Below are 11,963 nucleotides of genomic sequence, written 5' to 3'. Positions count from 1 at the left end.
CGTACCACCGCCCAACGCCGGAGCGGGCGTGTCAACCTCACCTGGTGCACGGGCCCGCTCCGTCATGACGAACCGGTCGTGACGAACTCGTCGTCACCGACGCCTACCGGCTCCGCTCCCGGGCGGCCGTCAACCTGCCCCGGACGGCGGCATGGACCTCGGCCTCCTCGGCCGGATCGGCGGCGAGACGGCGCAGGCGCTCCAGCACGCGGGCGTCGCCGGTGGTGGCGACGTGCCTCGCGGCGAGCTCCCGGGTGGACTCCTCGCAGTCCCAGAGGCACTCGACGGCCGGCCCCTCGGGGAAGTGCACGTCGGTCACGGCGAGCGCCCGGGCGGCGCGGCCGCGCAGGTCGGAGGAGGCGGACTCCCCGTAGATGTGGCGCAGGACCGGGACGGCGGCGGCGACGGTCAGCCGCCCCGCACCGTCGACCAGCGTCCCGAGCCCGGCACCGGCGCCGGCCACTCCGCGGACCGAGATCCACCGGCGCAGCCCGGCCACCACCAGCGGGCCGTCGGCGGGCTCGCCCGCGTCGGCCAGCAGCTGGACGGCGGCCTCGCCGAGGGCGCTGTCGGCGCCGCCGGTCGCCGGGTCGGCCCAGCGGCGGGCGTGCACCAGCGCCTCCGGGCCGCGCATCCGGCCGATCAGCTCCAGGGCGAACCGGACCAGCCGGTCGTCCACGTCGGAGGCGGCCGCCTCGATCAGGTCGGCCGCGGCCGGGTCCCGCTGGTCCACCAGGTGCCGCAGGGCGGCCCGGCGCGCGCCGGGCAGTCCGGAGCGGGCGGCCTCCAGCACGGCGGGGCGGTCCTCGGGCCGGACCACGGCGGTCAGGCAGCGGGCGGCGGCGGCGGCCCGGCGGTCCACGGCGTCGGGGCCGGTGGCGTCACGGCCGTCCCGCAGGTCGTAGGCCGGCTCGGTACGGTCCGGCCGGCCGGCGAAGGCGGTGGCGCGCAGGCTGCCGAGTTCGCCCTGGTCGGCCCAGGCGAGCACGTCGGCGGTGGACCAGCCCGGGGTGACGCCGCTGCGGTTCAGCTGGCGCTGCCAGAGGTCGAAGGGGGACTGCTCGCCGGCCGCCGCGACCCGCGGGTGGTACGCCGCCCAGAGCCGCCAGGGCCGGGGCTCGTAGGCGGACCGGATGGTCTCCCGCAGTTCGGCGTCGCCCTCGGGGCCCGGCGCGAAGCGGTCCAGTACGGCGGTGCCGAGCAGCAGCAGGCCGCGGTCGTCGTCGCGCAGCGCGAGCTCGTCGAGGGCCCAGGCCCAGTTGGTGCCGGTGGCGGCGTACTCGCGGAGCATCAGCAGCGCGTCGCGCCGGCCGTACGCGGCGAGGTGGCCCAGGACGGAGAGCGCGAGGCCGGTCCGGGACTCGTCCTCGTCGAGGAGGTCCTCCGGTGAGTGCAGGTGGTCCTCGATGCCGTCGAGCGGCGCCTCCAATTCCATGTAGAGGCGCGCGTAGTAGAGGGAGCGGTTCTCGACCTGCCAGTCGGCTCTCGGATCCCTGGTGACGCACTCCTCCAACGCGGCGATGGCCTCGGTGCGGTCGGCGGCCAGCGCATGGAGCTGCCCGTCACCGCGACCTCGCTGAAGGAGGCCGAGGAGGCTGGCACTAGGTGCTATCACTGGCTCGAACATGAGGTCAGCATCCGTTGCGGCGGTCGTAGTGGCAACGGGATTTCCGTCGCCGGGGTCTCTGGTGGGTACTGGGGTGGGCGCCCGGGCGCCGGAATCACCGAAGGTTACCGCCTCGGGCACCCCGCCGCACACAGGGCGACCGACCCTTTGTGCGCACTGGCATATGCCGGGGGAAATTTGCCTGCGTTCTGTCCAAATCGCCCACGAGGGTGATGCCGCTGTGCGACAGTCGACTTCACCATCCGGCCGGCCCGCCCATCACCTCGGGACCATTGGACTTGCCATGATCATGCCGAATACCGTCACCCGCCCACCCCGCGCCGCCGGTGCCACCACGCCGGCCGCCGTGACGGCCGCGACCGGAGCGCTCGGCGCGAGGACTGCGGCCGGCGGCCCGCCCGGCGGGGACGGCCCGGCGCACGGGGACGGCCAGCCGGGCGGCGACGGCCCGGCGGGCGAGAGAGTGGACGGCACCACGCAGGCGCCGCCCGACTCCGCCACCGTCGGCTCGGCCGAGTGGGACCTGCTCACCGACGACGCCCGGTGGTCCGCCGACGCCTACCGGCTGCTCGGCTGCGACCCGGGCCGCGGCCCGCTCAGCCTGGACCGCCTGCCCGACCGGCTGGACGAGGCCGACCGCCCCCAGCTGCGCCGGATGATGACCGACGCCCTGGTCCACGGACGGCACGCCTTCGGCACCCTCCAGGTCCGCCGCCCCGGCGGCGGGCACGACACGGTCGAGTACACCGGCGAGCCCGTGGTCGGCACCGACGGCACCGTGACCGCCCTGCGCATGCTGCTCCGCCGGGCGCACTCCTCCTAGAGCTTGCCTGTCGGGCAAGCTCCGGTCCGCTCCCCCGCCCGGCAGACGGCGGCCGGCGGGCAGGCACCCGACACGGCGACCCACCGGCGGACCGATCGTCGGACAGCGCGACCGTCGGGACAACTCGCCCCTCGGACCGCGCGACCGTCGGGGCAGCGGGCCCCTCAGCCGATCCGGCCCGGCTCCGAACCGGGTCGGCCCTGAAGCAGCCGGCTCTCGGACGGCGTGGCTCTCAGGCGGGCCGCGGCCGGTTCGTCGCGTCCGCCGACCGCAGCTCCCGCCCCAGCTCGGCCCTGAGCTCGTCCACCGCCGGGACCCCCCGGTAGCGCGCGGTCAGCCGGTACATCTCCCGCAACCGGTCCCAGGTCCGGTGCGAGGAGTTCTGGCCGATCAGGTTCATCACCATCTTCACCTGGAAGTCCGCCGCGTCCGGCTCCCCCGTGATCCAGTGCACCGAGGCCAGCGTGATGCGGTCGAACAGCGCCGAACGCAGCTGCCCCGTACCCTCGCGCAGCGCGATCACCCGCTCGGCGTGCCGGCGCGCGTCCGCCGCGGCCGACGCGTCGTGCTCGGCGAGCGTCCGCAGCACCAGTGCCTGCATCCCGCGCAGCTCCGCCTCGTCGAAGACCTGCATCCAGGACGGCGGCGGACCGGTGACCTCCTCGGCGAAGAGGTCCTCGGCCTCCCCGAGGAGCCGCCGGGTCGCCTGCGCGTGCCCGATCGAGGCGTGCGCCCAGGCCTCCACGGTGTTCAGCATCGCCCGGGTCCTGGGCAGCATCCGGCCACCGCCGCCCGACTTGGCCGCCGCCATCAGGTCGATCGCGTCGTCGGCCCGCCCGAGGTGGACCATCTGCCGGGCCGCCCGGGAGATCGCCTCCCCCGCGCGCGGCCGGTCGCCCGCCTCCTTCGCCGCCTCGGCGGCGAGCAGGAAGTACTTCTGCGCGGTCGGCTCCAGGCCGACGTCGTGCGACATCCAGCCGGCCAGCACCGCGAGGTTGGCCGCGACCAGCCACAACCGCTGCTCCACGGCGGCGCCGTGGCGGTGCGTCAGCAGGCCGCCCACCTCGTTGAGCTGGCCGACCACCGCCTTCCGCTGCAGGCCGCCGCCCCGGGCCGCGTCCCAGGCCCGGAACACCTGGACCGAGCGCTCCAGCGCCTCCACCTCGCCGGGCCCCACCGGGCCCGCGTCGTACAGGTCCACCACCGGGCGGGCGCCGCCCTGGGCGACCACCGGTCTCGGGCCGGGCGCCGAGGCCGCGTACGCGACCGCGTCCCCGCCCAGCCAGCCCTTCAGGGAGTCGGCGACGACCGCCCCGGCCGTGAGCGCAGCACCCGCGCCCACCAATCCACGTCGGTTCAGCATGAGGTCCATTCCCGTGAACTCGGTGAGGACCGCGGCCGTTCGATCCGGCTCCCATAACGACGAGATGGCGGACTGCGCCGCTCCGTTCCTGGTGGGCCGGTGTCGTTCCAGACCGAGGTCCTCAGTGGTGACGACACGGCCGAGCCGCTCCGTGAACACAGCTGCCAGCACCCTCGGCACCGGGTCGCGCGGGACCTCGCCCTGCTCGATCCAGCGCCGGACCCGCGAGGTGTCGGTGGACAGCTGCTGCTGTCCCATCGCGGCACCACGCCGATTGACCAGCCGCGCGAGCTCGCCCTTCGACCATCCGGTCAGGACGAACAGATCGGCGAGTCGGGTGTTGGGTCCCCTGCTCACGTGAAGCCCCCAGGTTCCTCGGCTGGTTCGAGGCTAGAGGCTCCGTCATGTGCCAGGCGAGCATTCGCCAGGCTTCGCCAGGGCCCGCCACATTACCAACCACCGGCATTCGGGTGTGATGTAGAGGTGCGCCACCCCGACCCCCGGGTCGGGCGGTGTTCCAGGCCCTGGAGGGGTTCCCCCCTTCGGGTCGCGGAACGTCCCCGGTTCTCACCCGAGGGGGTGGCGCGGCCGGGTGGCGCGGGGGCGCCGGGCACGGCCACGGCAGTACCGGCCGACCGCATTCCCCAGGGTGCGGACGGCCGGTCCACCGCCGCAGCACGGGGTTTCGACCCCGGCGTCCGTGCCCGGAGCCCGCGCACCACCCACCGGACCGAGCAAGGGCCGCCGTCACGCCAGGAAGCACGCGGCACCGGCCCTCCCCGCACCGGCGGGGCTCACCCGCAGACGGACAGGAAGGAACCTCCCTCACCCCATGTACTCCTCAGCGACCTCCCCGACGCCGACCGCGACCCGCGCGGCGCTGCGCCCCCCCACCGCAGCCACCGGCCGTCCCGGACCGAAGCAGGTGCCGCCGACCCGGCCCGCCGCCCCCCGCGGCGCCGACGGCCGGTCCGCGGACCCGCGGGGCCAGGCCGCCCGGACCGCGCTGGGCCTGCGGGCGCCGGATTCCGCCCTCCCCGTCGGCACCCGGGCGCCCGGCGCGCGGATCCCCGCCGCCCGCCCCGGCGACGGCCGGATGCTGCGCCCGCCGCTCCGCCCCGGCCAGTCCGGCGTCCAGGAACGGATCGACCCCGCGGCGCTGCAGACCCCCGCCGTACGGGCCGCGCTCGCCGGTGTCGCCCGGATATGCCCCGCGTTCACCCCTCGCCAGGTGCTGCGTGAGGGGAGCCGCCACATCCTGGTGGCGGGCACCATCGGCCGCGCGCCGGTGGTGGCCAAGTGCCTGGCCCCGCAGGCGGTGCGGAGCGAGCACTTCGAACAGCTGGTGAGCGACTTCCACCACGAGGTCGCGGTCTACCGGGCGTTCGTCCGGCACCGACCGCCGGTGCGGCTGCCCCGTCTGGTGGCGGCCGACCACGACCGCTGCGTGCTCGTCATGGAGCGCGTTCCCGGCCGTCCGGCCGCCCGCGAGCGCCACCCGGTCAACGCGCCCACCCCGGGCGAGGTCCGGGCGCTGCTCACCGCCGTCCGGACGCTCAACCTCTGGCGGCCTCCGACCGACGTGTTCCAGCCACGGCTGGACTACCAGTTGGAGATCGCCCGGTACCACTCGGTGGGCCAGCTCACCGACCGGGACGCCGGCGACCTGCGCGGCCTCCTGCACGGGCTCGGCCACGTCCCGCTCCAGCTCTGCCACGGGGACGCGCTGCTCAGCAACATGCTGCTGGCGCCCTCCGGTCCGGTGCTGGTCGACTGGGAGCAGGCCGGCTGGTACCTGCCGGGGTACGACCTGGCGGTGCTGTGGAGCGTGCTCTCCGGGGACACCGCGGCCCGCCGCCAGATCAGCCAACTCGCCCAGAGCGGCGGCACGATGGCCCGGGACGCGTTCCTGGTCAACCTGGTCCTCGTGCTGATGCGGGAGATCCGGCTCTACGACGTGCCGGGCGCCGGCGAGGAGCAGCGGATCATGATCCGGCGGCTCTACGACGACGCCGCGCTGGCCCGCCGCGCGGTCCGGGCGGCCGTCGGCACCCGTTGAGCGGGCCGGTCCCCCTGCTCAGGGCCGGGCGCCGCGCTCCAGCGCCGCCCGGCCGGCGGCCTCCAGGACGGCCTCGTCGGGGGCCAGGTGGACCCGGCTGCTCAGCACGTCGCGCAGGTAGCGCTCCAACGGGTGACGCCGGCTCAGGCCCGGGTTGCCGGTGAGCGAAACGGCCTGCTGGACGGCCGAGATGGCGGCCCGGGAGGCCAGCAGATGGGCCGGCCCGGTACGGGCGACCGCGTCCGGTTCGGCCCGGTCCACCCGCGGGGCCAGCCCGTGGACGAGTTCCTCCGCGCCGATCAACTGGGCCTCGATCTCCCCCAGCGCGGAACGGTACCGGGGCAGACTGCCGAGCGGCTCGGTCAGATTGGCCGGAGTCCGCTGGTGCAGGAAGCGGACCAGCCAGTCCTGGGCGGAGCGGGCGACCCCGACGGCCACCGCGGAGAGCGCCAGATCGTGCCAGGCGCGGCCGAGTTCGGCGGCCGGTACGGCCTCGGCGGCGGCTCCGGGAGCGGCGGCCCCGCCCTTCACGGTTCCACCCTTCGGCGGGGTGAGGCCCAGCGCGAGTTCCGCCGGGACGTGCACCTCCTCCAGGACCACGTCGTGGCTCGCGCTGGCGCGCAGGCCGAGCTGGTCCCAGGTCGGGTCGATCTCCAGGCCCTCGCTCTCGCCGCGGACCAGGAAGGTGCCGATCCGGGGCACCGGTTCGTCGGTCCGCGCGGTCACCGCCATCCAGGCCAGCGCCTCGGCGCCGGTGCAGTAGGTCTTCCGGCCGCTGAGCAGCCAGCCGTCACCGTCCCGCCGGGCGATCGTGGCGGGCGGCGCCCCGGTCCGGCCGCCGGGCTCCACGCGCAGGGTGTTGACCAGCGCCGGGCCGCGTCGGGACTCGTTGAGAAGCCGCCGGTAGCCGGCCGTCGGCCAGCCCGCCACTCGCGCCTGTTCGGCGTGCTGGAGCAGGGTGAACGCGGTGACCACGGCCACCGAGGCGTCCCCCCGGCCGAGTTGGGCCAGCACCCGGACGGTGTCGGCGAGCGTGCCGCCGGGGCCGCCGTACCGCCGGTCGACGGTCAGCGTGAGCAGCCCGGCCTCGTGCACCGCCTCGATGCCCTGGTACGGGAAGGTGGCGTCGCGGTCGTGCTCCTCGGCCCGCGCGGCCAGCAGATCGACGACCCGGGGCAGTCCGGCGAGCGCGGCCGCGACAGGCGACTGGGCGGCGGGTGACTGGTCGGCAGCGGTGGTGGTCATGGTGCTGGTGCCTCCGGGCGGCAGCGTGGGCTCGGCATCTGCGGGCGGCACGCCGGACTGGCGCGCGGTACCGGTGGGCGGCCCCGGAGGTCAGCGGAACGCCCGCCCCCGGATCGGCGCCGACCGCTCGGCCGGCCGCCCGCCGCCTCGGGGACGAATCCCCCTCAGTAGCCCGGACACGCAGCGCTGGCGGTACGCCGCAGGTCGAGATAGCTGCGGCGGGTCAGCAGCGGAAGACGGCACGACATGTTCGCGACTGTACGAAGCCGTGATCGAAACCGTCAAGCAGCGCCCGTGGGCCGGAACGGGCCACCCGGCGGTGCACCGAACGGGAAGCGGAACCCTGCCCTCCGGGGCAGGGTTCCGGCGACCGATCAGCCCTGCTGGAACATGTCCGCGGGCAGCGGCTTGAGCAACTGGTAGAGGTCGTCCGAAATCGGTCGGTCCCAGGAGGCGATGGTGACCTGCACTCCGTCGCTCCGGCCGAACTGGGAGCAGAACACCCGGCCCTCGCTGACCTTGACCTTCTTCACGATGAGCAGGTCGTCCCCGAGCAGGACCGGGAAGTCCTCCGCCGAGACGAACTCGACCGGTTCCTCGTCCTCCAGGGCCGCGAGCAGTTGCCGGACCTCGAAGGGCACGCTGTCCCCGGTGTCCCGGGCCGGCGATCCCTCGGGGAGATTGCCGATGAACATCGCCGGTCCTCTGCCGCCGAACAGGTCGTAGCGCAGGAAAATCCCCTGGCAGGAGCCGTCGGGACCGGTCATCATGGCCGCACCGAAGTCACCGGGCCAGTCGCCCGGATCCATGGCGAGCACGTCGAAGTCCGGGCCGGTGGGCTGGCCGGAGCGACGGCGGAGAAAAGACATGGGAACATCGTACGTGCCAAGCACACCACGCTCACGGGGTGGGTGGGGCGCCGGACGGAGATCCACGCTCAGAGACCAATGTTGACTCTGAGCAACCGTCCGGGCTACGTTCGGTTCAGCACGACAGCCGTTCTGGGTTTCACCCTTCGGGGGGACGGCATGTCGCAACGCGGCCCTACACGCGTATCCCTCACTGTGCACACCGTCGTGCCGAAGTGCCGAGCACCCAGCTTCGTCGTCGCACACAGCACAGCACACAAGCCAACAGTTCCATGCACACAAGCAAGGTCCGCGGGGCCCCGGCCCGTCGCTCCCGTGGACCTGCTCGGGACGCCGCCGCGTGGGGGCGTGCGGGTCCCGAGCACAGGCACCGGTCTCCGAGTAGCTCTCGGTTCCGGCGCCACACCTCCCGGCGACTGCCGGCCCTTCGGGGCCGGGACCGGCCGACGCACCCCGGTGCGCAGGGGATGACTGGGAGGAAGCCCGGCAGCGCTGTCGGGTTACACAGCAGGCGCCGTGTCTGGCCGCGTGGGGGCGGTGGGCACGGCGTCTGTCTGTGCTCATACTCTGAGCTGCGTTTGTCTAACAGTCAACAGAAATTATGACGGCGCGCGCTCAAATGTGATCAGAAAGATGACCAGCAGAGACCTTGGTGCCGACCCGGGGGTCCGGGCCGGCACCGGACGCGCTCCGAACCTCCCCCGAAGGGGCCGGACACCCGGTCGCGGCGCCCGGTCCGACGGACCGGTCCGGCCGCCGGCCGGAACCGCCCGGACCTCAGGTGAGGTCGAACTCGCCGTCCCGCGCACCGAGCACGAAGGCCCGCCACTCGGCCGGTGTGAACACCAGGACCGGGCCGTCCTCCTGGCGGCCGTCCCGCATCCCGATGTAGCCGTCCACGAAGGCGATCTGGACGTCCCCGACACCCTGGCTGCTGCACAGCCAGGTGGCCCCCGCGAAGTCCACCTTCGGCTTCCCGTTCACGCCGAGCTCCACGGGCTCCACCGCATCCACCTCGGTCCCGCTGTTGGCTGCCACCACTGGTCTCTCCTCCCGACGGCCTGGACGGGCCCAGCCTAGTCACGGTCGCCGCCCCGGTCAGCGGGATGCCCGGGACTCCCCCGGCCGGGGCCGACAGCCTGTCAGCGGGCCCGCCACCGCCCCGGCTGTGCTAGGGCGTGTCCCGCACGGACGGGCGGCGGGCGAGCTGCCAGAGTGTGGAACGCCCCCACCGCCCCCGCCCCGCCACACTCCCCCAGGAGCAGCCGATGAGCCGCCGGGACGGCACCCGCGCCGATGTCATCCCCATCTCCGAGGCTCCCTCGGCCCACCCTCCGGCGCCCCGCACCCCGCCCGGCCGCACGCCGCTGCCCCGGCCGGCCCCGGGCCGCCCGCCCGCACACGGCCGGGTGGGCATCGTCCTGGTCTCGCACAGCCAGGAGCTGGCCGCCGCCGTCCGGGCCATGGCGCTCTCGCTCGCCGACTCCGACTCGCCCGCGCCGGTCGCCGCGACCGGCGGGGACCTCGTCGACGGTCCCGGCATCAGCGCGGTGCTGGTGGCCGCCGCCACCCGCCGGGTCGACCAGGGGCACGGCGTGGTGATCCTGGCCGACCTCGGGAGCGCGGTCGCGACCGTCCGCGCGCTGCTCTCCGACGCGGACGAGCACGGGCTGCCGTTCCCCGTCCGGTTCGCCGAGGCCCCGTTCGTGGAGGGCGCGGTGGCCGCGGTGGCCACCGCCACGGCCGGGGGCGACCTCGCGGCCGTGCTGGACGCGGCCGAGGAGGCCTACCGCCAGCACAAGGGCTGAGCGCCGCCCCGACCGGCCGGTCCCGAGCAGCCCCGGGCGGCCCCGAGCGGTGCGGCCCCGGGTGGATCCGCCGGCGGTTCCACCGGCGGATCCACCGGTTCAGGCGGTTCCCGGGCCCGGCCGGTTCCGGCCGTTCTCGGCGCTCCGCCGGTTCCGGCCGTTCTCGGGGTTCCACCCCACAGCCGGTGACCGCCCGGCTACCATCGGCGCAGAACCGGCCGAGCGGGCCCGGTGGTCGGAGGGGGGAACCTCAGCCATGCGCGTGGTCGTCACAGGCGGAGCCGGATTCATCGGGGCCAACCTGGTCCGGGCCCTGCTGGACCGGCCGGAGGTGAGCCAGGTGCGGGTCGTGGACGACCTCTCCACCGGTCACAAGGGCAACCTCGCCGGGACGGGGGCGCTCCTCTTCGAGGGCACCGTCCTGGACCGCGCGCTGCTGGACGAGGCCCTCGCCGGCGCCGACGCGGTGGTCCACCTCGCCGCGCTGCCGTCCGTCCCGCGCTCGGTGGCCGACCCGCTGGCCAGCCACCACGCCAACGCCACCGGCACCCTGGAGGTCCTGGAGGCCGCCCGCCGGGCCGGCGGGCCGTACGTGGCCGCCGCGTCGTCCTCCTCCGTCTACGGCGCCAACCGCGAGCTGCCCAAGCGGGAGACCATGCGGACCGCGCCGATGAGCCCGTACGCGGTCAGCAAGCTGGCCACCGAGGCGTACCTCGCGGCCTACCACCACTGCTACGGGCTGGGCGTGCTGCCGCTGCGGTTCTTCAACGTGTTCGGCCCGCTGCAGCCCGCCGGCCACGCCTACGCGGCCGTGGTGCCGGCGTTCCTGGACGCCGCACTGGCCGGACGCCCGCTGACCGTGCACGGGGACGGCGGGCAGAGCCGGGACTTCACCTACGTCGGCACGGTCGCCCAGGTGATCAGCGACGCGGTCGTCCGCCGGGTGGTGCACGCCGATCCGGTGAACCTCGCGTTCGGCACCCGCACCTCGCTGCTGGAGCTGGTCGGCGAGCTGGAGTCGGTGCTCGGCCACCCGGTCGAGGTCGCGCACACCGAGCCGCGGGCCGGTGACGTCCGGGACTCGCAGGCCGACAACGCACGGCTGCGCGAGCTCTTCCCGGACGTCCGCCCGGTGCCGCTGCGCGAGGGTCTGGAGCAGACGGCGGCCTGGTTCCGCACGCTGTAGCCGCCGCCCGCCGCTCGGGGTCCGCCGCCGCGTCAGACGCGCTCGGTGCCCTGCCAGGTGAAGACCGCCGCCGCGCGGTCCGCCAGGGAGTGGCGGATCCACCCGAGCTCCTTCTCCTCCATCGGAGGCAGCTCGTCCAGCCCGAACCAGCCGACCGCGAGCGTCTCGTCGTCGTTGATCCGCGCCTCGCCGTCCACCGGCCGGCAGTGGAAGACGAGTTCCAGGTACCGCGTCAGGTCGCCGTTGGGGTAGGTGACCTCGGGCGAGACGGTGACCGAGACCAACCGCTCGGGGACGGCGACCACGCCGCTCTCCTCCAGGCACTCGCGGACCGCGCCGTCGGCGGGCTGCTCCCCCGGGTCGAGGATGCCGCCGGGCGGCGTCCACCGCCCGTCGTCGGCACGCTGGACGAGCAGCACCCGGCCGTCGTCGTCCAGCACGACCGCGACGACGGCGCTGAGCCAGAGCATGCGGGTGCCGACCACGGCGCGCAGGTCGGCGAGGAACTCGGGAATGGCCATGCCCGGTAGCCTATCCGGGCCGTCCCGGCCTCAGGGCGCGGTTCTCCGCAGCGGTCGGGCCGGGGAGCCGACCACCACCTCGCCGGGGGGAACGTCCCTGGTCACCACGGCCGCCGCGCCGACGAAGGCGCCCGTGCCGACCCTGCGGCCCTGGAGCACCACGGCGTTCGAGCCCACGGTGACGGCGTCGGCGAGCAGCACCGACCCCGAGACGTTCCCGCCCGGATAGACCGTCACCCGCTCGCCGCACACGGTGTCGTGGCCGACGGTGGCGTTGTAGTGGACCTGGCTGTGCGCGCCGAGCCGGACGCTGCTGGAGACGTACGCGCCGCCCATCACCAGGCAGCCCGGCCCGAGTACCGTCTCGGGGGCGACCAGCGCCCGGGGGTGGACCAGGGTCACCGGCTCGCCGCCCAGCCCGTCGAGCAGGGCGGCGATCCGCTGCCGGACGGCCGGGTCGGC

At 75.0% G+C, this 11,963-nt stretch carries 11 protein-coding genes; 4 read left to right on the top strand and 7 right to left on the bottom strand.

The features are described 5' to 3' along the window. Nucleotides 1-103: 103 nt before the first annotated feature. The gene (locus tag ACFWOG_RS34815) at nt 104-1,627 is read right to left on the bottom strand and encodes a HEAT repeat domain-containing protein (RefSeq protein ID WP_329949270.1); all 1,524 of its coding nucleotides are present in this window, start codon (nt 1,625-1,627) and stop codon (nt 104-106) included. 283 nt (nt 1,628-1,910) lie between these two features. Between ACFWOG_RS34815 and ACFWOG_RS34810 the strand changes: the two genes are divergently transcribed. Next, entirely contained in the window at nt 1,911-2,450 is a 540-nt protein-coding gene (locus ACFWOG_RS34810; protein ID WP_329949271.1) for a hypothetical protein, read from the top strand. A 232-nt stretch (nt 2,451-2,682) separates the two neighbouring features. On the opposite strand, the gene ACFWOG_RS34805 is transcribed toward ACFWOG_RS34810, so the two are convergent. Beyond that, nucleotides 2,683-4,170 carry a hypothetical protein gene (locus ACFWOG_RS34805; protein ID WP_329949272.1) on the bottom strand — a complete coding sequence of 496 codons (1,488 nt, stop codon included), beginning with the start codon at nt 4,168-4,170 and terminating at the stop codon, nt 2,683-2,685. A gap of 475 nt (nt 4,171-4,645) precedes the next feature. On the opposite strand from ACFWOG_RS34805, the gene ACFWOG_RS34800 reads away from it, so the two are divergent. Further along, nucleotides 4,646-5,872 (top strand): phosphotransferase, encoded by a 1,227-nt coding sequence (locus ACFWOG_RS34800; protein ID WP_355402967.1) that lies wholly within the window; start codon nt 4,646-4,648, stop codon nt 5,870-5,872. Nucleotides 5,873-5,890: 18 nt separating this feature from the next. Here the strand turns inward: ACFWOG_RS34800 and ACFWOG_RS34795 are convergent, their stop codons facing one another. The 3 genes from ACFWOG_RS34795 to ACFWOG_RS34785 all read right to left on the bottom strand — a co-directional run bounded on the left by ACFWOG_RS34795 (nt 5,891) and on the right by ACFWOG_RS34785 (nt 8,991). After that, nucleotides 5,891-7,117, bottom strand: a complete 1,227-nt coding sequence (locus ACFWOG_RS34795) for an acyl-CoA dehydrogenase family protein (protein WP_380363262.1) — start codon at nt 7,115-7,117, stop codon at nt 5,891-5,893. Between the two features lie 374 nt (nt 7,118-7,491). Further along, the gene (locus ACFWOG_RS34790) at nt 7,492-7,986 is read right to left on the bottom strand and encodes a hypothetical protein (RefSeq protein WP_329885237.1); all 495 of its coding nucleotides are present in this window, start codon (nt 7,984-7,986) and stop codon (nt 7,492-7,494) included. A 777-nt stretch (nt 7,987-8,763) separates the two neighbouring features. Further along, complete coding sequence (locus ACFWOG_RS34785; protein ID WP_380363265.1) at nt 8,764-8,991, bottom strand: DUF397 domain-containing protein; 228 nt, start codon at nt 8,989-8,991, stop codon at nt 8,764-8,766. Nucleotides 8,992-9,254: 263 nt separating this feature from the next. Here ACFWOG_RS34785 and ACFWOG_RS34780 point away from each other — a divergent pair, with 263 nt between their 5' ends. Together ACFWOG_RS34780 and ACFWOG_RS34775 are read left to right on the top strand one after the other, a co-directional pair. Further along, on the top strand, nt 9,255-9,794 hold the full coding sequence (locus ACFWOG_RS34780) for a PTS fructose transporter subunit IIA (RefSeq protein ID WP_329949275.1): 540 nt from the start codon (nt 9,255-9,257) through the stop codon (nt 9,792-9,794). A 256-nt stretch (nt 9,795-10,050) separates the two neighbouring features. Continuing rightward, complete coding sequence (locus ACFWOG_RS34775; RefSeq protein WP_380363259.1) at nt 10,051-10,980, top strand: NAD-dependent epimerase/dehydratase family protein; 930 nt, start codon at nt 10,051-10,053, stop codon at nt 10,978-10,980. A gap of 32 nt (nt 10,981-11,012) precedes the next feature. Here ACFWOG_RS34775 and ACFWOG_RS34770 read toward each other — a convergent pair whose 3' ends face one another. Next, the gene (locus ACFWOG_RS34770) at nt 11,013-11,501 is read right to left on the bottom strand and encodes an NUDIX domain-containing protein (protein ID WP_329885240.1); all 489 of its coding nucleotides are present in this window, start codon (nt 11,499-11,501) and stop codon (nt 11,013-11,015) included. Nucleotides 11,502-11,531: 30 nt separating this feature from the next. Continuing rightward, nucleotides 11,532-11,963, bottom strand: a 432-nt coding sequence (locus ACFWOG_RS34765) for an acetyltransferase (protein WP_380363257.1), incomplete at its 5' end; no start/stop codon positions are given.

The organism is Kitasatospora sp. NPDC058406 (assembly GCF_042722765.1).
Classification (GTDB): Bacteria; Actinomycetota; Actinomycetes; order Streptomycetales; family Streptomycetaceae; genus Kitasatospora.
The sequence above is the reverse complement of the archived record's forward strand: the minus strand, read 5'-3'. Positions and strand labels throughout refer to the sequence as shown.